Here is a 25,468-nt window from a genome sequence, read left to right as displayed (position 1 = left end):
GACATGGGCCTGCATCAGTGGTTCTCCTTGGCATGGTTGATGGTGTACTTCGGGATCTCCACCGTGACGTCCTTCTGCGCCAGGATGGCCTGGCACGAAAGCCGCGACTGCGGCTCCAGGCCCCAGGAGCGGTCCAGCAGGTCCTCTTCCTCTTCCTCGGCTTCGTTGAGCGACTCGTAGCCCTGCCGCACGATCACGTGGCAGGTGGTGCAGGCACAGCTCATGTCGCAGGCATGCTCGATCTTGATCCCATTGTCCAGCAGGGCCTCGCAGATCGACGTTCCGGCGGGTGCGTTCACCTCCGTGCCGGCGGGACAGTATTCGGGATGGGGCAGTATCTTGATGACAGGCATGGCGTGGACTGGCTTGAAGAATGTTGCGGTATCACAGGCTCTGGACGCTCTTGCCGGCCAGCGCCTGCTGGATGCCCCGGTTCATGCGCAGGGCGGCGAAGGCTTCCGTGCCCTTGGCGAGGGCCTGGGTGGCGGCGTCGATGGCAGCAGCGTCGTCATGCCCGCGCAGCGTTTCGAGCGCCTGCACGAGCGCATCGATCGCCTGCCGCTCGGCCGGCGGCAGGATGTCGCCATCGGCGTCCAGGGCGGTGCGGGTCGCCATGATCATGCGGTCCGCTTCCACCCCGGCCTCGACCAGCGCACGGGCACGCATGTCCTCGCCCGCCGTGGCGAAGCCTTCCTGCAGCATGCGCGCGATCTGGTCGTCGGACAGGCCGTAGGACGGCTTCACGTCCACCCGCGCCTCCACGCCCGTGCTCTGCTCGCGCGCGCTCACGCCCAGCAGGCCATCGGCATCCACCGTGAAGGTGACGCGGATGCGTGCCGCTCCTGCCGCCATGGGCGGAATGCCGCGCAGCTCGAAACGCGCCAGGCTGCGGCAATCCGCGACCAGGTCCCGCTCGCCCTGCACCACGTGAATGGCCAGGGCCGTCTGGCCGTCCTTGTAGGTGGTGAAATCCTGGGCCTTGGCGGTGGGGATGGTCTCGTTGCGCGAAATGATGCGCTCCACGAGCCCTCCCATGGTTTCGATGCCCAGCGACAGCGGGATCACGTCCAGCAGCAGCATGTCGCCCGCCGGGTCGTTGCCGGCCAACTGGTGGGCCTGGATGGCAGCGCCCAGGGCGACCACCTCGTCCGGATTCAGGTTGTTCAACGGCTCCGTGCCGAAGAACGCGGCCACCGCGGCCTGGATCTGCGGCATGCGCGTGGAGCCCCCGACCATCACCACCCCCTGGATGTCTTCCCGCGACAGGCGGGCGTCCCGCAGGGCGCGCCGGACGGCAGCCAGCGTGCGCTCCGTCAGCGCCGATGTGAGGGCATCCAATTCGTCGCGGCGCACTTCCAGACGGACTTCGTTCCCGCCGATCCACGCCGAGAACACCGCGCTCTGCGCGGCCGTCAACCCTTCCTTGCAGGCCCGCGCGGCGATGCGCGCAGCCGCCTTGTCCTGCGCGCTTTCGGCCTGGATGCCCAGCCGCTGCAGAGCCCACTCTGCCAGGGCTGCATCGTAGTCGTCGCCGCCGAGCGCGGAATCGCCGCCGGTGGCGATGACCTCGAACACGCCCTGCGTCAGGCGCAGGATGGAAATGTCGAACGTTCCACCGCCCAGGTCATAGACCGCGTAGACGCCTTCGCTGGCATTGTCCAGGCCGTAGGCGATGGCCGCGGCCGTGGGCTCGTTGATGAGCCGCAGCAGGTTCAGGCCCGCCAGGCGGGCCGCATCCTTGGTGGCCTGCCGCTGTGCATCATCGAAATAGGCCGGCACGGTGATTACCGCTCCGTACAGGTCATCGTCGAAGGTGTCTTCGGCGCGGTGGCGCAGTTCGGCCAGGATCTCCGCGCTCACTTCGACGGGAGATTTCACCCCGTCCACGGTGTCGATCGCCACCATGTCGCCCTCATGGCCGGGAACGAATGCGTAGGGCAGGCGCTCGGGATGGTCGATGTCCTTGAGCCCCCGGCCCATGAAGCGCTTGACCGACGCCAGGGTATTGGCGGCATCTTCCGACCGGGAATCCATCGCGGCGTAGCCGATCTGCCGGCGCCCCTGGGGCAGGTAGCGCACGACCGACGGCAGCAGCAGGCGGCCCTCGGGGTCCGGCAGGCACTCCGCGGCACCGTTGCGCACGGCGGCGACCAGGGAATGGGTGGTCCCGAGATCGATACCGACCGCGATGCGGCGCTGGTGGGGATTCGGGGACTGGCCGGGTTCGGAAATCTGCAGAAGCGCCATGGTGGTGGTAACGGGCAAGCCGGACAGAAAGGCGTATCGCGCGGTGCGGGCCGGTCCGGGAAATGGGAAACGCGCGAGGCCACGCGGGCCTGCGAAAGGAGCAAGGAGACTATTGTTCCAGTTGCTCCCGGCGGCGATCGACGTCGAGCGCAAAGCGCTCAATGAACATAAGGCCTCTGACCGCTCCCGCCGCGGCGGCATAGTCCTGGCGCACGTCGATCAGATCGCCGCAGCGATCCAGCGCGTCGCCACGGACCTGCCGCACTTCCGACGCCAGGCGGTCGATGGCAGCACCGTCGGCGGCCTCGTCGAGTGCTTCGCGCCACTCCATCTGCTGCATCAGGAATGCCGCCGGCATGGCCGTGTTGTCTTCCGCCTGGATGGGCGCGCCATGGAGCTCGCACAGATAGGCTGCCCGGCGGACCGGATCCTTCAGGCGCTGGTAGGCCTCGTTGATGCGCACGGACCATTGCATCGCCACCCGCTGGGCCGCAGCCCCCTGCGCCGCGAAACGGTCGGGATGGGCCTCCCGCTGCAGGGCTTTCCAGCGGGCATCGATCGCCGGGCGCTCCTGCGCGAAGCGCCTGGGCAGGTCGAAAAGCTCGAAATCGTCGGATTGCAGGTTCATGTCAAGAAAAAAACCGCCAGCACACCTGCGATGGCGGTTCGTCGTGGTCCATGCCGGGCAACGCCGGCAGAAACGCCCGGAGTGCCGGACAGTTCAGACGCGGAAGCTTTCCCCGCAGCCGCAGCGGTCGCGCTCGTTGGGATTGTTGAAGCGAAAACCTTCGTTCAACCCTTCCCGCACGAAATCCAGCTGCGTGCCGTCGATGTAAGCCAGGCTCTTCGGGTCGATCAGCACCTTGACGCCGTGGTCCTCGAAGATCACGTCCTCGGGCTCGGGCGCATCGACATACTCCAGCTTGTAGGCGAGGCCGGAGCAACCGGTGGTCTTCACCCCCAGGCGCACGCCCAGGCCCTTGCCCCTGCGGGACAGGTACCGGCTGACGTGCCGCGCTGCGGCTTCCGTGAGAGTGATCGCCATGGCCGGTCAGGCTCCCGCCAGGGCCGAGTGCTTGGCCTTGTAGTCCTGAACGGCCGCCTTGATCGCATCCTCGGCGAGGATGGAGCAATGGATCTTGACCGGGGGCAGCGCCAGTTCCTGGGCGATCTCGGCATTCTTGAGGGCCGCCGCTTCGTCCAGCGTCTTGCCCTTGACCCACTCGGTGACCAGGGACGAGGACGCGATGGCCGAACCGCAGCCGTACGTCTTGAACCGTGCGTCCTCGATCACGCCGGTGTCCGGGTTCACCTTGATCTGCAGCTTCATCACGTCGCCACAGGCGGGAGCGCCCACCATGCCGGTGCCCACGGAATCGTCGCTCTTGTCGAACGAACCCACATTGCGGGGGTTTTCGTAATGGTCGATGACCTTGTCGGAGTAAGCCATGATTTCTACCTGCCTTTCACTTCTTCGCGGCTGCCGGGATCAGTGGGCAGCCCATTGGATGGAGCTGATGTCCACGCCATCCTTGTACATTTCCCACAGGGGGCTCAGTTCGCGCAGCTTGGCGACGTTGTGGCGGATGGAGGACACCGCGAAATCGATCTCCTCCTCGGTCGTGAACCGGCCGATCGTCATGCGCAGGCTGCTGTGCGCCAGTTCGTCGCTGCGGCCCAGCGCGCGCAGCACGTAGCTGGGCTCCAGGCTCGCGGAGGTGCATGCGGAGCCCGAAGACACCGCCAGCCCCTTGATGCCCATGATCAGCGATTCGCCTTCGACGAAGTTGAAGCTGATGTTGAGGTTGTGCGGCACGCGGCGATCGAGGTCGCCGTTGACAAACACCTGCTCGATGTCGGTCAGGCCGTCGAGCAGGCGCTTCTGCAGCACCCGCACCTTGGCGAGGTCCTGCGCCATCTCTTCCCGGGCGATGCGGAAGGCTTCGCCCATGCCGACGATCTGGTGCGTCGGCAGGGTGCCGGAGCGCATGCCGCGCTCGTGCCCGCCGCCGTGCATCTGCGCCTCCAGGCGCACCCGCGGCTTGCGGCGCACATAGAGCGCACCGATGCCCTTGGGGCCGTAGGTCTTGTGCGAAGCCAGGCTCATGAGGTCCACAGGCAAGGTCTGCAGGTCGATCTCCACCTTGCCGGTGGCCTGGGCCGCATCGACGTGGAAGATCACGCCCTTTTCACGGCACAGCGCGCCGATCGCGGGAATGTCCTGGATGACGCCGATCTCGTTGTTGACGAACATCACGCTCACCAGAATCGTGTCGGGGCGGATGGCCGCCTTCAGCACCTCGAAGTCGAGCAGGCCGTTTTCCTGCACGTCCAGGTAGGTGACCTCGAAGCCCTGGCGCTCCATCTCGCGCATCGTGTCGAGAACGGCCTTGTGCTCCGTCTTCACAGTGATGAGGTGCTTGCCCTTGCCCTTGTAGAACTGGCCCGCGCCCTTGATGGCGAGGTTGTTGGACTCGGTCGCGCCGCTGGTCCAGACGATCTCGCGCGGGTCCGCATGGATGAGCGCAGCGACGTCGGCACGCGCCTTTTCCACGGCCTCCTCGGCTTCCCAGCCCCACGCATGGCTGCGCGATGCCGGATTGCCGAAGTGCTCGCGCAACCAGGGAATCATGGCGTCCACCACGCGCGGATCGACCGGCGTCGTGGCTCCATAGTCCAGGTAGATGGGGAAATGCGGTGTCATGTCCATGGCTGGCTCAGTAAATGTCTGGCTGGCGAATCGTGGTCGACGGGATCGGCCCTGGCGGAGCCGGCCCCGAACCCCGGGGTCGCCCGGGCCGTCGGGTTCAGGATTTGGCGAACGCGTTGCCCAGGGCGAACACGGAGTTGGGCGCGTTCACGCGGATGGGCTTGACCACCGGCGTCGTGGAGATGGCACGGCGGACCACCGGCTTGTCCTCGATCTGCACGCCCTTGGCGATCTGGTCGTCCACCAGCTTCTGCAACGTGACGGAGTCCAGGAACTCGACCATGCGCTGGTTCAGGGACGCCCACAGTTCGTGCGTCATGCAGCGGCCCGCATCGCCCAGGCAGTTTTCCTTGCCACCGCATTGCGTGGCGTCGATGGGCTCGTCCACCGACACGATGATGTCGGCCACGGTGATGTCGGCCGCCTTGCGGGCGAGGGTGTATCCACCGCCCGGTCCGCGGGTGGACTCGACGAGTTCATGGCGGCGCAGCTTGCCGAAGAGCTGCTCGAGGTACGACAGCGAAATCTGCTGGCGCTGGCTGATGGCCGCCAGCGTGACGGGGCCATTGTTCTGGCGGAGGGCCAGGTCGATCATGGCGGTGACCGCGAAACGGCCTTTGGTAGTGAGACGCATCGCAAGCTCCTTTGCTAGCTTGTCCGTTGTAGAAATGCCGGAACCCGATGGCAGTGGGCAGACCGCAGAGGTTGCCGGCTCGTCTCCGCCCCTACACTCCCGCGCGAAGCCCCGGTGGACGGGGAGCATGGGAGCCCTTCTTCGTGGGCTGTTTTCTTGAGTGTTGCGCCCAAGTATAGCACAAATCCCTATTGTTTTTGTCGGGTAACAAAACCCATCAGTCACCTTTTCCCGGTGGCCATCCGGGCTCCTGCTCAGGCAGCCTGGTCGGCACCGCTGGCGCCGAAGGCCTGCGCCTTCAGCCGGTTGAGCTGGTCCCGCACCCGGGCGGCCTGCTCGAACTCCAGGTTGCGTGCATGGTCCAGCATCTGCTTTTCCAGCCGCTTGATCTCGCGGGCGACGTCTTTCTCGGACATGTCCTCCACCTGCGCCCGACGCATGCTCTCCTGCTCCAGGCGTTCGGCCTCCTTGCCCGTCTTCTCGCTGTAGACCCCGTCGATCAGGTCGCGGACCTGCTTGACGATGCTCCGCGGCGTGATTCCCTGGGCTTCGTTGTGTGCGATCTGTTTCGCGCGCCGCCGTTCCGTCTCGCCGATGGCTTTTTTCATGGACTCGGTAATCCGGTCTGCGTAGAGGATCGCCTGGCCATTCAGGTTGCGGGCTGCGCGCCCGATGGTCTGGATCAGGCTGCGCTCGGCACGCAGGAAGCCTTCCTTGTCCGCATCGAGAATGGCCACCAGGGACACCTCGGGAATGTCCAGCCCTTCGCGCAGCAGGTTGATGCCCACCAGCACGTCGAAGGCTCCCAGCCGCAGGTCGCGAATGATTTCCACGCGCTCGACGGTGTCGATGTCCGAGTGGAGGTAGCGCACCTTCACGCCGTTGTCGGTCAGGTAGTCGGTGAGCTGCTCGGCCATGCGCTTGGTGAGCGTGGTGATCAGCACCCGCTCGCTGCGCTCGACGCGCACGCGGATCTCCTGCAGCACGTCGTCCACCTGGTGGGTGGCGGGGCGGACCTCCACGATGGGGTCCACGAGACCCGTCGGGCGTACCACCTGGTCCACCACCTTGCCGGAATGGGTCTTCTCGTAGTCGGCCGGCGTGGCCGACACGAAGACGACCTGGCGCATGCGCCGCTCGAATTCCTCAAACTTGAGCGGCCGGTTGTCGAGCGCGGACGGCAGGCGGAAGCCGTATTCGACCAGGGTGGTCTTGCGCGCACGGTCACCGTTGAACATCGCCGCGAGCTGCCCGATCATCTGGTGGCTCTCGTCCAGGAACATGAGGGAGTCGGGAGGCAGGTAGTCGGTGAGCGTGGCCGGAGGATCGCCGGGCGAGGCCCCGGACAGGTGGCGCGTGTAGTTCTCGATGCCCTTGCAGTGGCCAACCTCGCTGAGCATCTCCAGGTCGAACCGGGTGCGCTGCTCCAGGCGCTGTGCCTCCACGAGCTTGCCCTCGGCCACGAACTGGGACAGCCGCTCGTTCAGCTCCAGCTTGATGGTATCGACGGCCGCCAGCACCTTGTCGCGCGGAGTGACGTAGTGGCTGCTGGGATAGATGGTGAAGCGCGGGATCTTCTGGCGCACGCGGCCGGTGAGCGGGTCGAACAGCGACAGGGTTTCGATCTCGTCATCGAACAGCTCGATGCGGATGGCCAGTTCGCTGTGCTCCGAGGGGAACACGTCGATGGTGTCGCCACGGACGCGGAAGGTGCCGCGCGCGAAATCCTGCTCGTTGCGCGTGTACTGCATACGGATCAGGCGCGAGATCACGTCGCGCTGGCTGATCTCGTCGCCTACGCGCATGATGAAGCGCATCTTGGTGTAGTCCTCCGGCGCGCCGATGCCATAAATGGCGCTCACCGTGGCCACGATGACCACGTCGCGCCGCTCGAGCACGCTCTTGGTGGCGGACAGGCGCATCTGTTCGATGTGCTCGTTGATGGCCGAGTCCTTCTCGATGAAGAGATCGCGCTGTGGAACGTACGCCTCGGGCTGGTAGTAGTCGTAGTAGCTTACGAAGTACTCGACAGCGTTGTTCGGGAAGAACTCGCGGAATTCGCTGTAGAGCTGGGCGGCGAGCGTCTTGTTGGGGGCGAACACGATCGCCGGCCGGCCCAGCCGGGCGATCACGTTGGCCATGGTGAACGTCTTGCCGGACCCGGTGACGCCCAGCAGGGTCTGGAAGACCTCGCCGTCGCGCACACCCTCGACCAGTTGCTCGATGGCCGTAGGCTGGTCGCCTGCCGGCGGGTAGGGCTGGTAGAGCTCGAAGGGCGAATCGGGGAAGCGCACGAGGGTGCCTTCGCCGCGCGTCTCCGGCATGGTTTCGATGGGTTTTGGCATGGGCTGGCTCAAGGTGGAGCCCTTAAAATCGGGGCGACCTGGCAGAGTACAACAGGCCCGGTCTCCCGTTCCGACATCCTTCGTCGATACCCCAAGGAAACTCCATGTCTCTCTTCACCGCCGTCGAAATGGCACCGCGCGACCCGATCCTGGGTCTGAACGAGCAGTACGCTGCTGACACCAACCCCAACAAGGTCAACCTGGGGGTGGGCGTGTATTTCGACGACAACGGCAAGCTGCCCCTGCTGCAATGCGTCCAGGCCGCGGAAAAGGCCATGATGGACAAGCCTTCGGCACGCGGCTACCTGCCCATCGACGGCATCGTCGCCTATGACAATGCCGTCAAGTCGCTGGTGTTCGGAGAGCGCAGCGAGCCCGTCACCTCCGGCCGGGTGGCCACGGTGCAGGCCATCGGCGGCACCGGCGGCCTGAAGATCGGCGCCGACTTCCTCAAGAAGGTCAGCCCCGACGCCAAGGTGCTGATCTCCGACCCGAGCTGGGAGAACCACCGCGCTCTGTTCACCAATGCCGGCTTCACCGTGGACACCTATGCCTACTACGACGCGGCCAGGCGCGGCGTGAACTTCGACGGCATGCTGGCCAGCCTGAAGGCCGCCGCCCCCGGCACCATCGTCGTGCTGCACGCCTGCTGCCACAACCCGACCGGCTACGACATCACGCCCGAGCAGTGGGACCAGGTGGTGGCCGCGGTCAAGGCCCAGGGCCTGACGGCCTTCCTCGACATGGCCTACCAGGGCTTCGGCCACGGCATCGCCGAAGACGGCGCGGTCATCCAGAAGTTCGTGGCCGCCGGCCTGAGCTTCTTCGTCTCCACCTCCTTCTCCAAGAGTTTCAGCCTGTACGGCGAGCGCGTGGGCGGTCTGTCCGTGCTGTGCGCCGACAAGGAGGAAGCCTCCCGCGTGCTGAGCCAGCTCAAGATCGTCATCCGCACCAACTATTCCAACCCGCCCACGCATGGCGGCGCGGTGGTGGCCGCAGTGCTGGGCAACCCCGAACTGCGAGCCCTGTGGGAGAAGGAGCTCGGCGAGATGCGCGTGCGCATCAAGGCCATGCGCCAGAAGCTGGTGGACGGCCTCAAGGCCGCCGGCGTGCAGCAGGATATGTCCTTCATCACGCAGCAGATCGGCATGTTCAGCTATTCGGGCCTGTCCAAGGACCAGATGGTGCGACTGCGCAGCGAGTTCGGGGTCTATGGCACCGATACCGGCCGCATGTGCGTGGCCGCGCTCAACAGCAAGAACATCGACTATGTCTGCCAGTCGATCGCCAAGGTGATCTGACCCGGCTGCGCCCGCCCGCAGGCGGCAGCATGGACAGGAAGCCGCCTCCGGGCGGCTTTTTCCATGGGGCGCATGGCGCGGCATGCTTCCCTTCACTGGCCGGGCGATACTGGGGCATGGCCTTTCCACCCCACTCCACCGGCGCGCTGGGCGGTGCGCGCATCCTCAGCATCGCGCTGAACCTTCCCGGACCTGCGGCGCTGGCACGGTGCCGCGACGAGGGAGCGTTGTGCACGAAGCTCGAGCCGCCGGCCGCCGCAGGCCGGCCCAGCGCGGATCCCATGGCGCTCTATTGCCCGCAGGCCTATGCAGAGTTGCATGCCGGCGTTCGCATCCTTCAGGCCGACCTGAAAGCCCCCGCCGGGCAGGCGATGCTGAACCAGGAGCTGGCGGCCACGGATGTGCTGATCACCTCGTTCCGCCCCTCGGCGCTGCAACGGCTCAGGCTGGACTGGGCGACACTGCAGGAACACCATCCTGCGCTGTCGCTGGTCCGGATCGTGGGCGGCCCGGGCGATGCCGCGGAAGCGCCCGGCCACGACCTCACCTACCAGGCGGAGGCGGGGCTTCTGCCCGAAGGAGAGTTGCTGCCTGCCAGCCTGCATGCGGACATGGCGGGCGCCCTGCTGGCCTCCGAGGCGGTGTTGCGTGCGTTGCTCGCCAGGCATTCCACCGGACGGGGAACGGAACACGAGGTCTCGCTCGCGACGGCAGCCCATTGGCTGGCAATGCCAAGAACCTGGGGGCTGGCCCTGCCGGCCGGCGACGTGGGCGGCGCCCATGCAGGCTATCGCGTCTATGGGTGTGCGGACGGACGGGTGGCGCTTGCGGCTCTGGAGCCGCACTTCATGGCCCGGCTGTGCGCGGCGGTCGGGCTGCCGCGCGATGCCGACCCGCGCGATGCAGCCACCCGGGAAGCCATCGCCAGCTTCCTGCACCATCGCCGCCGGGAGGAACTGGACCGCTGGGCCCGGCAGGAGGACATCCCCCTGCATACCATCGACTGAACGGCGCACGCTGCGTGGCATCGGCTCCGTCCGACAGCATGCCGCTGGCTTGCCCTACCTGGCGAATGGAACGCGGCATTGCCCAATCGCTGGAGTCGCGCGGCACCCCATGCGCGCACCCGTTGCCACAAGAGGTAAGCCCATGAAGCCGTTCGCACTCGATCCCGACATGACGTCGCCCACCGGCATGTTCTATCCGACGGGCTATGTATTCGCCCTCTTTCCCGGCGAGGAACCCGGGCGCGACGCGGCACAGGCCCTCGCAGACCAGGGCTATGCCGATGTGTCGCATGCGCCGCCGGATGTGATCCACCAGCATGTGGTGCGCACCCTGGGCAACGCCGATTCCCCCCTCCCGAGCGTGGGTGCGGAAGGCGTGATCGTGCGCCGCATCGCCGACCTGGCAGCGCAGGGCCACCACGGGCTGCTGATCCGCCCACGCGAGGACGACAGCCCGGAATCGCTGCAGGCGTCCCTGGAACCGCTGGGTGCGAGCGCCGCTTTTTTCTACCGGCGCCTCATCATCGAAGACCTCATACCCCAGCCTGTGCCCTGATGGCCTCCAGCCGCGGCTGCGGCACCTGCCGGGCTGCGCGGCGCGGCCGCACGGCCGGAGAGCGGGCGCTCGGCGTTTCAGCGCGGCTTGTTGCGCCCGACACCACCCGGCCGGGGGCCTGCAGCGGGCTTGCCGGACGACGGGCCGCCGGCGCGCGGGACCGTGCGGACACCCGCCCGGGGTGGCAGGCCGGTGTGCTGGGTCAGCAGTTTGCCGGGCGCCGGCCCCTTGGCCGATGCAGTGGTGCTGTTCTTGCGCCGGGCGCTCTGGTAGCTGCCATCCGTCATCGGCTGGAAGGTCGGGATCAGGTGGTGCTTGCCGTTGCCGATCAGGTCGGCGCGGCCCATGGCCTTGAGCGCCTCGCGCAGCAGTGGCCAGTTGTTCGGATCGTGGTAGCGCAGGAAAGCCTTGTGCAGGCGGCGGCGCTTCTCGCCCCGCACGATGTCCACGGACTCCTCAGCCGCATCGCGCATCTGGCGCCGCACCCGCGTCAGCGTATTGCGGCCCGAGTGGTACATGGCCGTGGCCGTGGCCATGGGGCTGGGGTAGAAGGTCTGCACCTGGTCTGCGCGGAAGCCGTTCTTCTTGAGCCAGATGGCGAGGTTCATCATGTCCTCGTCGCTGGTACCCGGATGCGCAGCGATGAAGTACGGGATCAGGAACTGCTTCTTGCCCGCCTCTTCGCTGAACTGCTCGAACATCTGCTTGAAGCGGTCGTAGCTGCCGATGCCCGGCTTCATCATCTTGGTGAGCGGGCCCTGCTCGGTGTGCTCCGGCGCGATCTTCAGGTAGCCCCCCACATGGTGCTGCACCAGTTCCCGGACGTACTCGGGCGACTTCACGGCCAGGTCGTAGCGCAGGCCCGAGCCGATGAGGATCTTCTTGATGCCCTTGAGCGCGCGGCCCCGGCGGTAGATCCTGATGAGCGGGCCGTGATCCGTGGTGAGGTTCGGGCAGATGCCCGGATAGACGCAGCTGGGCTTGCGGCAGGCCGCCTCGATCTCAGGGCTGCGGCAGCCCAGGCGGTACATGTTGGCCGTGGGACCGCCCAGGTCGGAGATGGTGCCGGTGAAGCCCTTGACCTTGTCGCGGATGTCCTCGATCTCCTGGATGATCGAATCCTCGCTGCGGCTCTGGATGATGCGGCCTTCGTGCTCGGTGATCGAGCAGAAGGTGCAGCCGCCGAAGCAGCCGCGCATGATGTTCACGCTGAAGCGGATCATCTCCCACGCGGGGATCTTCGTCGCACCGTCGTGGCTTCCGTTCTCGTCGGCATAGCTGGGGTGCGGGCCGCGGGCATACGACAGGTCGAAGACATGATCCATCTCGGCCGTGGTGAGCGGAATGGGCGGCGGGTTGATCCACACGTCGCGCGCCGTGGCGCCCTCCCCGTGCGCCTGCACCAGCGCGCGGGCGTTGCCGGGATTGGTTTCCAGGTGCAGCACGCGGTTGGCGTGCGCATACAGCACCGGGTCGCTCTTGACCTGTTCGTAGCTGGGCAGCCGGATGACGCTCTTCTCGCGCGGGGGCACTTTCAGCCTGGCCTTGAGCGCCGGGTTGGCGACGAACTGGATCGGTTGCACCGCGGGGTTCGGATCCTGCACTGCAGGAGCGCCCTCCTCCTTGCTGCAACTGCTGCCCTGCGCGGCCGCCTGCTCGCTGGTCGTAAGGTAGGGATTGACGTGGGCCTCGACACGGCCCGGCTCGTCGACGGTGGTGGAGTCGATCTCGAACCAGCCGGCGGCCGTCTCGTCGCCCGGCCGGCGCACGAAGGCCGTGCCGCGCACGTCGGTGATCTGCTCGACCGGCTCGCGCGCGGCAAGGCGGTGGGCCACCTCGACCAGCGCACGTTCGGCGTTGCCGTAGAGCAGCAGGTCGCATTTGGCATCGACCACAATGGAGCGGCGCACCTTGTCGCTCCAGTAGTCGTAGTGGGCGATGCGCCGCAGGCTGCCTTCGATGCCGCCCAGGATGATGGGCACATCCTTGAACGCCTCGCGGCAGCGCTGGCTGTAGACGATGGCAGCGCGGTCGGGGCGCTTGCCGCCCACATCGCCCGGGGTGTACGCGTCATCGCTGCGGATCTTCCGGTCGGCCGTGTACCGGTTGATCATGGAATCCATGTTCCCCGCCGTCACGCCCCAGAACAGGTTCGGACGGCCCAGCGCCTTGAAGGACTCGGCACTCTGCCAGTCAGGCTGGGCGATGATGCCGACGCGAAAGCCCTGAGCCTCCAGCGTGCGGCCGATCACCGCCATGCCGAAGCTCGGGTGATCGACGTAGGCGTCGCCCGTCACCAGGATCACGTCGCAGCTGTCCCAGCCCAGTTGCTGCATCTCCTCGCGGCTCATGGGCAGGAACGGGGCCGTGCCGAAGCGCTTCGCCCAGTACGGGCGGTAGCTCGTCAGCGGCTTGGCAGCGCGCGCGAAAAAGGAAACGTCGACAGGGGCGTTCATTGGAATGGCGTGGGGGCGGGGCCCTGGATTCTAGAGGGATCGCTTCTGGAAGTGACCAGGGCTGCGCAGGCCACCACGGTCACGACGTGGTTTCCAGGGTGATCCGGACACTGCCCTACTCTCGTAAAAATGGCAAAGACTTTTTCTTTAACATGCCAATTGAAATCATTAAAATCATTTTTCTTAAATTGAGCAATAATTCGTTACAGCGCTCATTCACTGCGAGAGCGCGACACCTGTCCACGGAGGCCTCCCCATGCGCAAAGTCACAATGACCGTCAAAAACCAGCTCAGCATCGCATTCGGAGCCCTGGTGGTGATGGTGCTCATCGTGTCGGTTCTTTCGCTCCACTCGCTGGGCAATGCGAACCAGACGTTCACGGGCTACGTGCAAGGCATCAATGCACAGTCCGATCTTGCGAGCGGTCTGCGCAGCGCGGTGAACCGCCGGGCGGTCGCAGTGCGCAACCTGGTGCTCGTCACCGAGCGCCAGGAAGCGGACAAGGAACTGGCCCTGGTGCTCAAGGCCGACGAAGACGTGCAGAAAAACCTGTCGGGGCTGAAGAAAGCGATCGAGCAGGATCGCTCTGCACCGGGATCGACCAAGCAATTGCTGGGTGAGCTGGAGCAGATCGAGTCGGTGTATGGCCCCGTGGCCCGCGACATCGTGAAGATGGCAGTGGCCGGACAGCGAGACGCCGCCGTGACCAAGATCAATAACGAATGCCGGCCTCTGCTCGCCCAGCTCACGGGCAAGACCGGGGATTTCGTGACCGACGCCGGAAAGCGTGCGGACGCGACGGAAGCAGCCGCGGCCGAGAGCTTCGTGCGGCAGCGGAACATTCTGCTCGCCGCCTGCCTGGCCGCGGTGGCCATGGCCATCGTGTCGGGCGTGATCATTACGCGCCGCCTGTCGAGTGCCCTGGGCGCGGAGCCGGCCGAACTGGGCTGGGCCGCCCAGCGAGTGGCCGAAGGCGACCTCGCCCCGCTGGGCGCGGCTGGCGGCGTGGCGGCGGGCAGCGTGATGGCCTCCATCGCCAGCATGCAAAGCAGCCTGGCGCGCATCGTCACCCAGGTGCGCAGCGCATCGGACTCCATCGCGATCGGCTCGGCAGAGATCGCCACCGGCGCCGGCGACCTGAGCATGCGCACCGAACAGCAGGCCAGCGCGCTGCAGCAGACGTCCGCGACCATGGATGAGCTCAGCTCCACCGTGCGCCACAACGCCGACAACGCCCAGCAGGCGAACCAGCTGGCACAGGGGGCCTCCGGGGTGGCGCAGCAGGGCGGAGACGCCGTGAACCAGGTGGTGAACACGATGCGGGAAATCAACCAGAGCTCGCGCCGCATCTCCGACATCATCGGCGTCATCGACGGCATCGCCTTCCAGACCAATATCCTTGCGCTGAATGCGGCTGTGGAAGCGGCCCGCGCGGGCGAGCAGGGACGCGGCTTCGCCGTGGTCGCCAGCGAGGTGCGCAGCCTCGCCCAGCGCAGCGCCCAGGCTGCCCGGGAAATCAAAACCCTCATCACCGACAGCGTGACGCAGGTGGAAGCGGGGACGGCCCTGGTGGACCGGGCCGGTCAGACCATGGAAGAAGTGGTGGCGTCGATCAAGCGGGTGAGCGACATCGTCGGAGAGATCAGTGCCGCCAGCAGCGAGCAGAGCCATGGCGTGTCGCAAGTGGGCGTCGCCGTGAACCACATGGACGAGGCCACCCAGCAGAATGCCGCGCTGGTCGAGCAAAGCTCGGCGGCAGCCAAGAGCCTGCAGCAGCAGGCCCAGGATCTCGTGCAGGCCGTATCGATCTTCAAGCTGCAGCCGCAGCACCCGGCCCTGCCCCAGCCTATGCAGTTCGCCGCCCTCCAGGGGTGACGGGACGGGAACTCCGCCGCGGGCCGGCGCCCCGGCGGCATTCCCTGTTCACCACTCGCCGACGGCGCGCACCCGCTGGTCGAGGACGGCCGGCGGATCCTCATAGGCCGATACCAGGGCGGTGCCCTCCCGCGTGCGAGGGAGGGCCAAGGCGGCAGTGGCGCGTGCGGCACCCGAGGCATCGCCCAGGAGGGACAGGGCGGAGAACGGTCGAGGCAGCGTGAACGAACTCAGGTTGAAGGACAGCATGGCGGGTTTCCTGGAGCGACGTAGCACGCCGCGTGGTCTTCATGCGAGGGGTAGCCGGACAAGCGTAGTGGCGCCTGCACCCGCTCTTTGTAGGCCGTCACCCTTGCTCCATGACAAAACATCCCGCCGTAGCGCCCGTGCCACATGGACGCGGGACTGATCCCGCCATCGGCGGGGGCATCCGTGACCCCGCCGTGGTGCGCCTGCGCGCTCTACTTCGAAAGTGCCAGCGTGCCCTTCATGAGCGCCGAGTGGCCGGGAAACGAGCAGAAGTAGGCATACGATTCGCCGGCCTTGAGGGAGGAGACCGGGAACGTCACCGAGTCGCTTTCGCCTCCGCCGATGACTTTCGTATGGGCCAGGACGCGCTTGTCGCCGTCCTTGACGAAGTTCTTCTCGGCACCGGCCGCCATGCCGTCGGCCGAAGCGCCCTGCATTTCGGCGGCCTTGGTGAGCACCCAGTTGTGGCCCATGGCCGTCTTCGGCAGCTTGCCAGCGTGTTTGAGCTTGACCGTGAACTGCTTGCAGCTCTGGGGCACGGCGATGGTGGTCTTGTTGAACTGCATGGCGTCGTTGCCCTCGATTTCCACGCTGCAGTCCGCCGCGTGGGCGGATGCGCCGGCGCCCAGCGCCAGAACCAGGGTCAATGCTTTCCAATGTCTTGCCATGTCGGTTTTCTCCTTCGGTCAATGCCGGCGATGCGGCGATGGCCTATCGTAGGAAAGGCCGCGCGGGAGGCCATTGACGTGCATCAATCCCCCAGGAGTGCACCGGCCGTCGGCGGCCTACACTTGCGCCCCCTATGACGCAAACACTCCGAGCGCCTTCGCACAGCGAACTCGTCATCAAGAAGAGCCGCTTCATCGGCTGCGTGCAGCCCGTGGCCGACCGGGCGGCCGCGCAGCAGATCGTGGACGGACTGCGGCACGACCATCCTGGCGCGGCCCATGTCTGCTGGGCCCTGCTGGCCGGTGGCCAGTCGGCCGCGGTGGACGACGGAGAACCGGGGGGTACGGCGGGCCGGCCCATGCTGGAGGTGCTGCGGCACCACGACCTGGAGGGCGTGCTCGCCACCGTGGTGCGTTACTTCGGGGGCGTGAAGCTCGGCGCCGGCGGCCTCGTGCGGGCGTATGCGGACACCGTGGCCCAGGCCCTGTTCCCGGCGGAAAAGGTGCCGCTGGAGCGCATGGCCACGCTGCATTGCCTGGTTCCCTACGCGCTGGAAGGGCTCGTGCGCCGCGAGGTGGAGGCCGCGGGGGCCCGGCTGCAGGACGTGGAGCACGGCTCCCTGGTCCTGCTGCGCCTGTCGATTCCCGCACCGCGCGCCGCCGCCTTCCGGCAGCGCATCGACGACGCAGCCCAGGGGCGGGCCGGCTGGCCTGCTGCCTGAGAACGCGGGCGCGGCGCCCGCACGGGCAGGACAAGACAGCCTTTCCGCCTACATGCCGCCACGCGCACGCGCGCCGACACTTTCCTGCCGAGTCACACACCAGAACAGGAGATCTAGGCCCATGAGCGACACACTGGACGTCATCATTCTCGGAGCGGGCTCCGCCGGCCTGGCCGCGCTGCGCGAAGTGCGCAAGCGCACGGAGCGGGTGCTGATCGTGAACGACGGTCCGTGGGGCACCACCTGCGCCCGCGTGGGATGCATGCCGTCGAAGATGCTCATCGAGGCCGCGGACGCCTTCCACCGCCGCCACAGTTTCGATGCGTTCGGCATCCGCGGCCAGCAGTCGCTGAGCGTGGACCTTCCGGCCGTGCTGGAGCGCGTGCGCGCGCTGCGCGATGATTTCGTCGCGGGTGCGCGCAAGGCATCCGACATCGGCACCCTGGGCATCGCCGGGCACGCCCGGCTCATGGGCCCGCACCGCGTGGAGGTGGACGGCCGCGTGTACGACACCCGCAGCATCATCGTCGCGACGGGATCCCGGCCCATCGTGCCCGAGGAGTGGCTGGCCTTCGGGAACCGCATCCTGACGACCGATACGCTGTTCGAGCAGCGGGACCTGGGGCCGCGCATCGCCGTCGTCGGCCTCGGCCCGCTGGGGGCGGAAATGGCGCAGGCGCTCGCCCGCCTGGGCGTGGAGGTGGCGGCGTTCTCGAGCCGCAAGGAGATCGCCGGCCTCTCCGACCCCGCCGTGAACGACGCACTGCTGGCGTTGCTGAAGTCGGAGTTCGTCCTGCACATCGGCGAAGAGGTGAAGCTGCGCGAGGTGCCGGGCGGCATCGAGGTCACCGATGGCAGCGCCACGGTGGTGGTGGACCAGGTCCTCGCGGCCATGGGACGGCGACCGAACGTGGAGCACCTGGGGCTGGACTCGCTGGGCCTGGAACTGGACGAGCACGGCATGCCGCCCGTGGACCGGCGCACGGTGCAGGTCGGCGACCTGCCCGTGTTCATGGCCGGCGATGCGAACGACTTCCGCCCGCTGCTGCACGAGGCCGCGGACGACGGGCACATCGCCGGGCTGAATGCGCTGGCGCCCGAGGTGCGGGGCTTCCGCCGGCGTACGCCGCTGTCCATCGTGTTCACGGAGCCCAACGCGGCAACCATCGGCCGGCGCTACAAGGACCTGAAACGTGGCGAGTCGGTGACCGGCACCGTCGATTTTTCGCGGCAGGGACGCGCCCGGGTGGCGCAGCGCAACCAGGGGCGCCTGAGCCTCTACGCCCAGCGGGACACCGGCCGGCTGCTGGGCGCGGAAATGTGCGCTCCGGCGGGCGAACACATGGCCCACCTGCTGGCACTGGCCATGGACAGGGAGCTCACCGTGCACGACATGCTGCGCATGCCGTTCTACCATCCGGTGCTGGAGGAAGGGCTGCGGACCGCCCTGCGGGATGCGGCCAGCCAATTGCCGAAGGGCAGCGATTCCGACCTCTCCGCCTGCGATGCCTACGGCTCCAGCGCACTGGACTGATCCAAGGGTTTACCCGGGCAAAGTGCCGGCGAGGTGTAACAGTGCTCAAGCCACTGCGCCGACGGGCCGATAACGAGGCATCTTTTGCCCATCGGTCTCCACGCGGAGGCTGCACAAGGAGATTTCCATGGATGTCGGTCTCACGCAATCTATCGTCAACACCGCCACCGCCATGGCCAGCCAGAAGACCTCGGACGCGGTGAACATCACGGTGCTGAAGAAGGCCATGGACATCCAGAAGTCGTCCGCGGCCCAGCTGCTGGAAGCCCTGCCCCAGCCCCAGCCCCAGCTGGCCACCTCCGGCTCCCTGGGAACCCAGGTCAATACCTACGCCTGACCGCCGTGCCTTCGGGCCTCTGAGTCCCCCGCGTCAGCGCAGCCGCGCCGGCGACAGGGCTGCCGGGTCCACACCCTGGGCCGACAATGCGGGCGCCAGCGGCTCGGCCAGCAACAGGTTGCGCGCGAGCAATGCCACGCCCGAGGCACTCTGGATGCCGTAGCCGCCCTGCCCTGCCAGCCAGAAAAAACCCTGCACGTGGTTGTCCCAGCCGATGACCATGTCGCCATCCGCCACGAAGGACCGCAGCCCCGCCCAGGTGTGCGAGGGCCTGCGGATCTGGAAGGTCGTCATCTGCTCGATGTTCCAGATGCCGGTGGCCACGTCGAGCTCCTCGGGCACCACGTCGTGCGGGTGCGTGGCGTCGGCATTGGCGGGAGAACCCAGCAGCTGTCCCGCGTCCGGCTTGAAATAGAAACTCTCGTCGATGCCGACCACGGCGGGCCAGCCCGATGCGTCCATGTCCTCCGGCACGGGGAACGTGAAGGCCGTGCGCCGCCGCGGCTCCAGGCCGACGGAGGGTACGCCGGCCATGGCAGCCACCTCGTCCGCCCAGGCACCGGCCGCGTTGACGACGGCGCGCGCCCGCACCGTGGCTCCCGAGGCGAGACGCACGTGCCAGGCGCCGTCCTCCCTTTCGATGGCCGTGACGCCGGCATCCGGCAGCAGGCGGCCACCCCGCTGGCGCAGCCCACGCAGATAGCCCTGGTGCAAGGCATGGACGTCGATGTCGGCCGCACCGGGTTCGCGCATGCCCGCCGCTACCGCCCCGGGCCGCAGGCACGGCAACCACTCCAGCAATTGTTCGCGGGTGGCGCGCTGCACGTTTGGTGAACGCTGGAGGGCCTCGGCCAGGGCGGCATCCAGCAGGTCGAGCTGGTCCGGGTCCGCGACGTACACCACGCCGCGGGGCGAGAGGATCGGGCCGTCGGCGAAGCCCTCCGGTGGATGGTCGTAGAAGGCCCTGCTGGCGCGGGTGAGGGCCTGGATCTGCGGCGTGCCGTAGGTTTCCATGAAGAGCGCCGCGGAGCGGCCCGTGGTGTGGTAGCCGGGCTGCGGTTCGCGTCCGAGCACGCACACGCTGGCGCCCGGCGCCGCATGCGCGAGCTCCCAGCCGACCGAGGCGCCGGCGATGCCGGCTCCCACCACGAGGAAATCCACCAGTTCAGTCATGCCGATTCCTTTCCTGCCGATCGACCGCGCCCGTCAGACCGCAGAGGCCTGGGCGGCCCCCTGGCTGCCCGCGCCGTCCGGGCGCGGTTCGCCGCGGGCGTCGCGCGCACCGGGCGCAATGGTCACCAGGGACTTCAGCGCCGGTTCGACCGGAGCCAGCCGCTCCAGCGCCGGCCGCGGGCGCTGCAGCTCCCGGATACCGGCGAAGGCCTGCTCCATCGCACGGCCGGTGGCCAGGGTGCCCAGGTCGTCCCGGAAGCGGCCCACCACCTGCAGGCCGAACGGCATGTCGCGGCCGTCCCGCCCGCAGGGCAGGCTGAGGGCGGGATGGGTGGTCAGCGTGGTGACATAGGTCAGGGCCAGCCAGCGGTAGTAGTTGGCCTGCGGCTCGCCGTTGATGTGGCTGGCGTACAGCTCGGTCCAGGGGAACGGCGATACCGGCGTGGTCGGGGCCAGGATCACGTCGAACGATTCGAACGCCTGCTGGAACCGCGCGAGGATGCGTGTCTGCTCCGCCTGTGCCCAGGCGCTGTCGATGAGCGTCATGGCCGCACCCATCTCGTAGTTCGCACGGGTGTTCGGCCCCAGGCTGGAGGGATCGCGCTCGTAGGCTTCCCGCGTGCCCGCCACGAACGCCTCGGCGCGCAGCACGTCGAAGCAGCGGTGCACATCCCCCAGGTCCAGCGCGATGGGATCGCAGCTGCGGAACAGGTGCCGCATGGCGGCGATCTTGCCGCGGAACGTCGCGCGGATGCCATCGTCCACGGCGCAGGTACCGAAATCCTCCGTGTATCCGACGCGCAGCGTGGACAGGTCCACCTCGGGCAGGGACAGGAATGCGGCAGGATCCAGCGGGTAGCTGAGCGGATCGCCCGCCGACATGCCCGCCGTGGCCGCGAGCTGAAGGCAGGCCTCTTCCACCGTGCGGCCCATGGGCCCCACGACGGAGATGGGCGTCCAGCCCAGCAGCTTGCGGGAGCTCGGCACCACGCCGGGCGAAGGCCGGAATCCCACCACGCCGCACTTGGCTGCGGGAATCCGCAGCGAGCCACCGGTGTCGGAGCCGGTGCAGACCGGCAGCATGTCGCACGCCAGGGCCGCAGCCGAGCCGCCGGATGAGCCTCCCGCGTTCAGGCGGGGATCGAACGGATTGCCCGTGGCGCCCCACACCGTGTTGCGGGAGTTGGCACCGGCACCCATCTCGGGAATGTTGGTCTTGCCCGTGACGATCGCACCTGCGCGGCGCAGGCGCGCGACCAGCACGTTGTCTTCCGCGGGGATGTGCTCGCGGTAGATCTGGGAGCCGTAAGTGGTGAGCAGGCCCTGCGTGGCCTCCAGATCCTTCACGCCCAGCGGCAGGCCGTGCAGCAGCCCGAGGGCATCGCCGCGCAGCACGGCCCGCTCCGCCTCGCGCGCTTCGCCACGGGCGCGGTCGTAGCAGGTGGCGGTGATGGCGTTCACATAGGGGTTGATGGCCTCGATGCGCGCGATGCAGGCCTCGAGCAGTTCCACGGGCGATATCTCGCGGCGGGCGATCCGGTGGCGCAGTTCGGGGGCGGTCAGCTCGACCAGGGAAGCGGAGGAAGAGGTGGTCTGTGTCATGTGGTGCGCCGTCCTGGCGGGGCGGCGTTGTCTCCTGGAAGCGGGGATACCGGAAGGAAACCGGTCAGTCGGCGGTGATGCCGGCACGCTGGGCCACGGCACGCATCAAGGGTAGTTCCTTCTCGATGAGCGAGGACAGCGCCTTGGCCGAACCATAGGATGGCTCGAAGCCGTTGGCCAGCAGTTTCTCACGCGTTTCGCGGTCTTCCATCACCTGGGCCAGCGCACGCTCCAGCCGGGCCTTCACGGCCGGCGGCAGTCCTGCTGGCGCCACCATCGCCAGCCAGGTATCCATGTCGATCGCGTAGCCGCTCTCGGTGAGCGTGGGCACATCCTGCAGCAGCGAGGAACGCCTGGCCGAGGTGACGGCAATGGCCTTGATCTTTCCCTCCTTCAGCTGGGGGATCGCGGCCGAGACCGTATCGACCGTGAAGGGAATCTGGCCGCCCATGAGGTCCACCATGGCCGGCGCGCTGCCCTTGTACGGCACGTGCTGGATCTTCAAGCCCGCCAGATGGAAGAAGGCCTCGCCGGCGAACTGCGATGTGGTGCCCGAGCCGAAAGAGCCATAGGAATATTTGTCCGGCGCGGCCTTGACCAGGGACACGAATTGCTTGACGTCGTTGGCCGGCACGCTCTTGCCGGCCAGCAGGATGAGCCCGGTGCGTCCGGTGATGCCGATCGGCTCGAAGCTCTTCACGGGATCGTAGGGCAGCCTGGCGCGCACGGCCGGATTGACGGTGAAGGTGGTGCCCGAACTCATCAGCAGCGTGTAGCCGTCCGGTGCGGCCTTGGCGACATAGGACGCCCCGATCACGGTGCCGGCGCCCGCACGGTTGTCGATCACCACGCTCTGGCCGAGCACATCGCCCAGCTTCTTGCCGATGACACGGCCCAGCACATCCGTGGCGCCCCCGGGCGGGAACGGGATCACCAGGGTGACGGGCCTGGCCGGATAAGGCTCCTGTGCGAAGGCGGGAGCCAGCGCGGCGCTGCCCAGGCAGCAGGCGATGGCGGAGAGCAGCATCCTTTTGGCGCGGTTCATGGTGGTCTTTCCGGGTAGTGGATGGAAGATCGATGGGACGGCGGCGGCGCGGCTCAGGCGGTGGCCTTCAGCAGGAGCCGGCCGCGGGCTTCGAAGCGCCGGTGCTCGGATTCGGGCACGAACAGCCCACCCGTGGTCCACACGAGGTGCGTGGCCTGCGGCAGGTGCCGGTCCAGGCCCTGTTCCCTCAGCCAGCGGCGCCCGGCATCCGAGCCCGCGAGCCAGCCCGGTCCGCTGAAGCCCGCCGCGGCAGAGGGCTCGATGCGCTCGCCCGTGGCATCCAGCACCCGCACCAGGTGCTCGAACAGGGTGTCGTCGCGGACGGTGAAGATGCCCGACAGGAGCGGCTGCATGAGCCCGGCTGCCAGCAACGACGCCCTCGGCACCGCAAGGCCATCGGCCTCGGTGCGGTTGGTGAGGCCCAGGTCGTACACCGACGGGTGGGCGCCGGGCGGTGCGACCATCTGCACGAGAAAGCACGGCGACTGCACCGGCTCGGCAAAAAAACAGTGCACGTGCGGCCCGAGCAACTGGCGGAGCCCGAAGGTGATGCCTGCCGGCGCCCCACCCACTCCGCACGGCAGGTAGACGAACAGCGGGTGGCCTGCATCCACCGCAATACCCTGCTCCGCCAATTGGCCGCGCAGGTGCAGCGCGGCGGCGCTGTACCCCAGCAGCAGCGACAGCGACCGCTCGTCGTCCACGAAATGGCTGAACGGGTCGGTCTGGGCCTGGCTGCGCCCCGCGGCCACGGCGCGCTCGTAGTCGCCCGCGTGCTCCACCACTTCGACGCCCCGGCGGCGCAGGCGCTCCTTCTTCCACTCCTTCGCGTCGGCGGACATGTGCACGGCCGCCCGGAAACCCAGCGCAGAAGCCGCCACGCCGATGCTCAGGCCCAGGTTGCCAGTGGAGCCCACAGCCACCTGGTGGCGGCCGAACACTGCGCGGGCGGCGGGCCCGGCCAGCATCCGGCAGTCCTGGCCGGGCGTCAACAGCCCTTCGCGCAGGGCCAGGTTTTCCGCGAATTCCAGCACCTCGTGGATGCCGCCGCGCGCCTTGATCGAGCCTGCCACGGGAAGGCCGTGGTCCGCCTTGATCCGCAAACGGCCGCATCCGGGCTCCAATCGGATGGCATCCGCGAGGGCCCCGGCCTCGATCACGGGTGATTCGATGGCCCCGCCCGACGCCTCCAGTTCGGGAAACAGGCGGGCCAGCAGGCCCGCGAAGCGCCGGAACCGGTCCGCCGCGGCCTGCGTATCATGCAGACTAATGTGGCGATCCTCTGCCTGCATGGCGCCCGGAATGTCCGCGCTGCGCTGCGGATTGAACCAGATGCAGGGATCGGCCCGGCGCAGCGCCTGCAGGGCAGCTTCCCGTGCTTCGGTGGCGGCGGGCAGTGCGGAACGGTGGGTTTCGGTCATGCAGGAGTCAAGAAAGCGTTGCACGCATTCTTGTGCGGGCATCCGAGGCTGTGCAATGCATTTATATTGACGGAAGCATTAGTTTCATTAATGGAATCACGCCTTTCCAATTCGGTACTGGCCTGGTTGCGCTGTTTCGATGCGGCCGCGCGGCAGGGCAGCTTCACCCGAGCCGCCGCAGAGCTGTGCATCACCCAGGGCGCAGTGAGCCAGCAGGTGAAGCAACTGGAGAACTGGCTGGGCCGCCCGTTGTTCCTGCGCACCCCGCGGTTACTGGTGCCCACTCCTGAAGGCAAATGGCTGGCCGTGGTGCTGCGCGAAAGTTTCGAGGCCATCGAAAACACGCTGGCCCAGATGCGCCGCCCGGCCCCGGTCCATGCGGCAGCCACGCTGAGTTGTTCGCCCTCCTTCGCCATGCAGTGGCTCACGCCCCGCCTGGGCGGGTTCTTCCGGCAGCATCCCGATGCGGGGCTGCGCGTATTCGGCGAATTCCATCGCCTCGACCGCACCCGCATGGTGCGCGATGGGGTCGAGGCCGCGGTCCGCTTCGACCCGGGGGAGTACACCGACCTGGAGGCCACCGGGTTTCTCGATGAATGGCTGGTCCCCGTGGCCAGTCCGGCCTTCGTGGCGGCCCACCCGGATCTGCGGGATGCGCCGAACCGGCTGCGGCCGGAATGGCTGTTGCACGATGGAAGTGCCTGGGAAGGGGCCGAGACTTTCGAGGAGTGGCAGCACTGGTTCGCAGCGCAGGGGGCGCCATGCCCGGACTGGGGAGGTGGTCCCCAGTTCAACCTTTCCCAACTGGCGGTGGGAGCGGCCATTGCCGGCCAGGGCATCGCCATGGGCCGTGCCGCGCTCGTGCTCGAAGACGTGGCGGCAGGCAGGCTGTTGCCGCTGTGCTCGTGGAGCATGCTTTCCCGTGCACGCTATTCCTTCGTGAGTTCACCCCAGGCGGGGCCTGTCATGCTGCGCGTGCGGGACTGGCTCATGGAGGAAGGGCGGCGTTTCAAGAAGAAACGCTCGCAGGTGCTGCCGCCGTTGCGGGTGCGGAGCTAGAGCGCTTCAGGACCGTCACGGCCGCCTGGCCGCCACGCGCCACACGGTATTGCCGACGTCGTCGGCCACGAGCAGGCCGCCCCGGGCATCGAGTGCCACGCCTACGGGCCGGCCCCAGGCGTCGCCGTCGGCGCTCACGAAGCCGGTCAGGACGTCCAGGGGCATGCCGTCGGGCTTGCCGTTCGTGAACGGCACGAATACCACCTTGTAACCGCTGCGCGGCTTGCGGTTCCACGAACCGTGCAGGCCGACGAAGGCACCTTGCGCGAGTTGCGGAGCCACGGGTTGCGCGGCCGGGCCGCCGGCCCCGGCGAACGCCATGCCCAACGGTGCCACGTGGTTGCCCAGGGCGTAGTCCGGCGCGACGGCCTTCGCGACCAGGTCCGGCCGCGGCGGCTGCACGCGTGCATCCACGTTACCGCCCCAGTAGCTGTAAGAGCCTGTTTACGATCTTTTTAGAGCCGACAATTGCTTGGTGAAAAGAAAGCCCTACCCAAGCGACATAAGCAGAGAGAAGTTCGCCGAG

Annotated in this window: 23 protein-coding genes and 1 pseudogene; 8 read left to right on the top strand and 16 right to left on the bottom strand. The window is 67.6% G+C overall.

The genetic code is table 11. From position 1 onward, the window contains the following. Positions 1-14: 14 nt before the first annotated feature. From fdx to uvrB, 8 genes are all read right to left on the bottom strand, one after another. Complete coding sequence (fdx, locus tag BLR05_RS18520; RefSeq protein ID WP_092837126.1) at positions 15-353, bottom strand: ISC system 2Fe-2S type ferredoxin; 339 nt, start codon at positions 351-353, stop codon at positions 15-17. Between the two features lie 31 nt (positions 354-384). Then, positions 385-2,247 (bottom strand): Fe-S protein assembly chaperone HscA, encoded by a 1,863-nt coding sequence (hscA, locus tag BLR05_RS18515; protein ID WP_092837123.1) that lies wholly within the window; start codon positions 2,245-2,247, stop codon positions 385-387. Positions 2,248-2,356: 109 nt separating this feature from the next. Continuing rightward, complete coding sequence (hscB, locus tag BLR05_RS18510; protein ID WP_092837120.1) at positions 2,357-2,875, bottom strand: Fe-S protein assembly co-chaperone HscB; 519 nt, start codon at positions 2,873-2,875, stop codon at positions 2,357-2,359. Positions 2,876-2,968: 93 nt separating this feature from the next. Next, positions 2,969-3,292: an iron-sulfur cluster assembly protein IscA gene (iscA, locus tag BLR05_RS18505; RefSeq protein WP_092837117.1), complete on the bottom strand. Its 324-nt coding sequence runs from the start codon at positions 3,290-3,292 to the stop codon at positions 2,969-2,971. Between the two features lie 6 nt (positions 3,293-3,298). After that, a complete protein-coding gene (iscU, locus tag BLR05_RS18500; RefSeq protein WP_092837115.1) occupies positions 3,299-3,697 on the bottom strand; it encodes a Fe-S cluster assembly scaffold IscU in 399 nt (132 codons plus the stop codon). A gap of 39 nt (positions 3,698-3,736) precedes the next feature. Next, positions 3,737-4,957 carry an IscS subfamily cysteine desulfurase gene (locus BLR05_RS18495; protein WP_092837111.1) on the bottom strand — a complete coding sequence of 407 codons (1,221 nt, stop codon included), beginning with the start codon at positions 4,955-4,957 and terminating at the stop codon, positions 3,737-3,739. A gap of 97 nt (positions 4,958-5,054) precedes the next feature. Beyond that, positions 5,055-5,591: a Fe-S cluster assembly transcriptional regulator IscR gene (gene iscR / locus BLR05_RS18490; RefSeq protein ID WP_092837108.1), complete on the bottom strand. Its 537-nt coding sequence runs from the start codon at positions 5,589-5,591 to the stop codon at positions 5,055-5,057. Between the two features lie 254 nt (positions 5,592-5,845). Beyond that, positions 5,846-7,936: an excinuclease ABC subunit UvrB gene (gene uvrB / locus BLR05_RS18485; RefSeq protein ID WP_092837105.1), complete on the bottom strand. Its 2,091-nt coding sequence runs from the start codon at positions 7,934-7,936 to the stop codon at positions 5,846-5,848. Between the two features lie 104 nt (positions 7,937-8,040). On the opposite strand from uvrB, the gene BLR05_RS18480 reads away from it, so the two are divergent. From BLR05_RS18480 to BLR05_RS18470, 3 genes are all read left to right on the top strand, one after another. Continuing rightward, complete coding sequence (locus BLR05_RS18480; protein WP_092837102.1) at positions 8,041-9,237, top strand: amino acid aminotransferase; 1,197 nt, start codon at positions 8,041-8,043, stop codon at positions 9,235-9,237. Between the two features lie 116 nt (positions 9,238-9,353). Next, positions 9,354-10,244, top strand: a complete 891-nt coding sequence (locus BLR05_RS18475) for a CoA transferase (protein WP_092837099.1) — start codon at positions 9,354-9,356, stop codon at positions 10,242-10,244. A gap of 142 nt (positions 10,245-10,386) precedes the next feature. Further along, the gene (locus BLR05_RS18470; RefSeq protein ID WP_092837096.1) at positions 10,387-10,800 is read left to right on the top strand and encodes a hypothetical protein; all 414 of its coding nucleotides are present in this window, start codon (positions 10,387-10,389) and stop codon (positions 10,798-10,800) included. Positions 10,801-10,877: 77 nt separating this feature from the next. Here the strand turns inward: BLR05_RS18470 and BLR05_RS18465 are convergent, their stop codons facing one another. Further along, entirely contained in the window at positions 10,878-13,256 is a 2,379-nt protein-coding gene (locus BLR05_RS18465; protein ID WP_092837093.1) for a YgiQ family radical SAM protein, read from the bottom strand. 256 nt (positions 13,257-13,512) lie between these two features. Between BLR05_RS18465 and BLR05_RS18460 the strand changes: the two genes are divergently transcribed. Further along, a complete protein-coding gene (locus BLR05_RS18460) occupies positions 13,513-15,132 on the top strand; it encodes a methyl-accepting chemotaxis protein (RefSeq protein WP_092837090.1) in 1,620 nt (539 codons plus the stop codon). Between the two features lie 48 nt (positions 15,133-15,180). Here BLR05_RS18460 and BLR05_RS18455 read toward each other — a convergent pair whose 3' ends face one another. Continuing rightward, positions 15,181-15,381 carry a hypothetical protein gene (locus BLR05_RS18455; RefSeq protein WP_092837087.1) on the bottom strand — a complete coding sequence of 67 codons (201 nt, stop codon included), beginning with the start codon at positions 15,379-15,381 and terminating at the stop codon, positions 15,181-15,183. 212 nt (positions 15,382-15,593) lie between these two features. After that, positions 15,594-16,049, bottom strand: a complete 456-nt coding sequence (azu, locus tag BLR05_RS18450) for an azurin (protein ID WP_092837084.1) — start codon at positions 16,047-16,049, stop codon at positions 15,594-15,596. A 134-nt stretch (positions 16,050-16,183) separates the two neighbouring features. Here azu and BLR05_RS18445 point away from each other — a divergent pair, with 134 nt between their 5' ends. From BLR05_RS18445 to BLR05_RS18435, 3 genes are all read left to right on the top strand, one after another. Beyond that, complete coding sequence (locus BLR05_RS18445; protein ID WP_092837081.1) at positions 16,184-16,771, top strand: IMPACT family protein; 588 nt, start codon at positions 16,184-16,186, stop codon at positions 16,769-16,771. Positions 16,772-16,892: 121 nt separating this feature from the next. Next, positions 16,893-18,305, top strand: coding sequence for a dihydrolipoyl dehydrogenase (locus BLR05_RS18440; RefSeq protein ID WP_092837078.1), 1,413 nt, complete (start codon positions 16,893-16,895; stop codon positions 18,303-18,305). Between the two features lie 127 nt (positions 18,306-18,432). Beyond that, on the top strand, positions 18,433-18,642 hold the full coding sequence (locus BLR05_RS18435) for a YjfB family protein (protein WP_092837075.1): 210 nt from the start codon (positions 18,433-18,435) through the stop codon (positions 18,640-18,642). A gap of 33 nt (positions 18,643-18,675) precedes the next feature. Here the strand turns inward: BLR05_RS18435 and BLR05_RS18430 are convergent, their stop codons facing one another. The 4 genes from BLR05_RS18430 to dsdA form a co-directional block, all read right to left on the bottom strand. Then, on the bottom strand, positions 18,676-19,815 hold the full coding sequence (locus BLR05_RS18430; RefSeq protein WP_092837072.1) for an NAD(P)/FAD-dependent oxidoreductase: 1,140 nt from the start codon (positions 19,813-19,815) through the stop codon (positions 18,676-18,678). Positions 19,816-19,848: 33 nt separating this feature from the next. After that, positions 19,849-21,417, bottom strand: coding sequence for an amidase (locus BLR05_RS18425; protein ID WP_092837069.1), 1,569 nt, complete (start codon positions 21,415-21,417; stop codon positions 19,849-19,851). Between the two features lie 64 nt (positions 21,418-21,481). After that, positions 21,482-22,462, bottom strand: a complete 981-nt coding sequence (locus BLR05_RS18420) for a Bug family tripartite tricarboxylate transporter substrate binding protein (RefSeq protein ID WP_092837066.1) — start codon at positions 22,460-22,462, stop codon at positions 21,482-21,484. A gap of 53 nt (positions 22,463-22,515) precedes the next feature. Beyond that, on the bottom strand, positions 22,516-23,883 hold the full coding sequence (gene dsdA / locus BLR05_RS18415) for a D-serine ammonia-lyase (protein WP_225978885.1): 1,368 nt from the start codon (positions 23,881-23,883) through the stop codon (positions 22,516-22,518). Between the two features lie 90 nt (positions 23,884-23,973). Here dsdA and BLR05_RS18410 point away from each other — a divergent pair, with 90 nt between their 5' ends. Beyond that, on the top strand, positions 23,974-24,942 hold the full coding sequence (locus BLR05_RS18410) for a LysR family transcriptional regulator (protein WP_092837063.1): 969 nt from the start codon (positions 23,974-23,976) through the stop codon (positions 24,940-24,942). Positions 24,943-24,957: 15 nt separating this feature from the next. On the opposite strand, the pseudogene BLR05_RS18405 reads toward BLR05_RS18410, so the two are convergent. Continuing rightward, a pseudogene (locus BLR05_RS18405) lies at positions 24,958-25,377 on the bottom strand (sorbosone dehydrogenase family protein); the annotation flags it as partial. Positions 25,378-25,468: the final 91 nt, after the last annotated feature.

Origin of the sequence: Paracidovorax cattleyae (assembly GCF_900104515.1) — a bacterium.
Taxonomy (GTDB): domain Bacteria; phylum Pseudomonadota; class Gammaproteobacteria; order Burkholderiales; family Burkholderiaceae_C; genus Paracidovorax; species Paracidovorax cattleyae.
Note: the sequence above shows the minus strand (reverse complement) of the source record. Positions and strands in the feature narration are given on the sequence as shown.

What these genes read in the sequence shown, in the direction of transcription:
- uvrB (WP_092837105.1), bottom strand. Translation starts at nt 7,936, where the DNA reads ATGCCAAAACCCATCGAAACCATGCCGGAGACGCGCGGCGAAGGCACC.
- BLR05_RS18435 (WP_092837075.1), top strand. Translation starts at nt 18,433, where the DNA reads ATGGATGTCGGTCTCACGCAATCTATCGTCAACACCGCCACCGCCATG.
- fdx (WP_092837126.1), bottom strand. Translation starts at nt 353, where the DNA reads ATGCCTGTCATCAAGATACTGCCCCATCCCGAATACTGTCCCGCCGGC.
- BLR05_RS18495 (WP_092837111.1), bottom strand. Translation starts at nt 4,957, where the DNA reads ATGGACATGACACCGCATTTCCCCATCTACCTGGACTATGGAGCCACG.
- BLR05_RS18465 (WP_092837093.1), bottom strand. Translation starts at nt 13,256, where the DNA reads ATGAACGCCCCTGTCGACGTTTCCTTTTTCGCGCGCGCTGCCAAGCCG.
- dsdA (WP_225978885.1), bottom strand. Translation starts at nt 23,883, where the DNA reads ATGACCGAAACCCACCGTTCCGCACTGCCCGCCGCCACCGAAGCACGG.
- BLR05_RS18480 (WP_092837102.1), top strand. Translation starts at nt 8,041, where the DNA reads ATGTCTCTCTTCACCGCCGTCGAAATGGCACCGCGCGACCCGATCCTG.
- iscU (WP_092837115.1), bottom strand. Translation starts at nt 3,697, where the DNA reads ATGGCTTACTCCGACAAGGTCATCGACCATTACGAAAACCCCCGCAAT.
- BLR05_RS18425 (WP_092837069.1), bottom strand. Translation starts at nt 21,417, where the DNA reads ATGACACAGACCACCTCTTCCTCCGCTTCCCTGGTCGAGCTGACCGCC.
- azu (WP_092837084.1), bottom strand. Translation starts at nt 16,049, where the DNA reads ATGGCAAGACATTGGAAAGCATTGACCCTGGTTCTGGCGCTGGGCGCC.
- BLR05_RS18475 (WP_092837099.1), top strand. Translation starts at nt 9,354, where the DNA reads ATGGCCTTTCCACCCCACTCCACCGGCGCGCTGGGCGGTGCGCGCATC.
- BLR05_RS18430 (WP_092837072.1), bottom strand. Translation starts at nt 19,815, where the DNA reads ATGACTGAACTGGTGGATTTCCTCGTGGTGGGAGCCGGCATCGCCGGC.
- BLR05_RS18410 (WP_092837063.1), top strand. Translation starts at nt 23,974, where the DNA reads ATGGAATCACGCCTTTCCAATTCGGTACTGGCCTGGTTGCGCTGTTTC.
- hscB (WP_092837120.1), bottom strand. Translation starts at nt 2,875, where the DNA reads ATGAACCTGCAATCCGACGATTTCGAGCTTTTCGACCTGCCCAGGCGC.
- BLR05_RS18445 (WP_092837081.1), top strand. Translation starts at nt 16,184, where the DNA reads ATGACGCAAACACTCCGAGCGCCTTCGCACAGCGAACTCGTCATCAAG.
- iscR (WP_092837108.1), bottom strand. Translation starts at nt 5,591, where the DNA reads ATGCGTCTCACTACCAAAGGCCGTTTCGCGGTCACCGCCATGATCGAC.
- iscA (WP_092837117.1), bottom strand. Translation starts at nt 3,292, where the DNA reads ATGGCGATCACTCTCACGGAAGCCGCAGCGCGGCACGTCAGCCGGTAC.
- BLR05_RS18420 (WP_092837066.1), bottom strand. Translation starts at nt 22,462, where the DNA reads ATGAACCGCGCCAAAAGGATGCTGCTCTCCGCCATCGCCTGCTGCCTG.
- BLR05_RS18470 (WP_092837096.1), top strand. Translation starts at nt 10,387, where the DNA reads ATGAAGCCGTTCGCACTCGATCCCGACATGACGTCGCCCACCGGCATG.
- BLR05_RS18460 (WP_092837090.1), top strand. Translation starts at nt 13,513, where the DNA reads ATGCGCAAAGTCACAATGACCGTCAAAAACCAGCTCAGCATCGCATTC.
- BLR05_RS18440 (WP_092837078.1), top strand. Translation starts at nt 16,893, where the DNA reads ATGAGCGACACACTGGACGTCATCATTCTCGGAGCGGGCTCCGCCGGC.
- hscA (WP_092837123.1), bottom strand. Translation starts at nt 2,247, where the DNA reads ATGGCGCTTCTGCAGATTTCCGAACCCGGCCAGTCCCCGAATCCCCAC.
- BLR05_RS18455 (WP_092837087.1), bottom strand. Translation starts at nt 15,381, where the DNA reads ATGCTGTCCTTCAACCTGAGTTCGTTCACGCTGCCTCGACCGTTCTCC.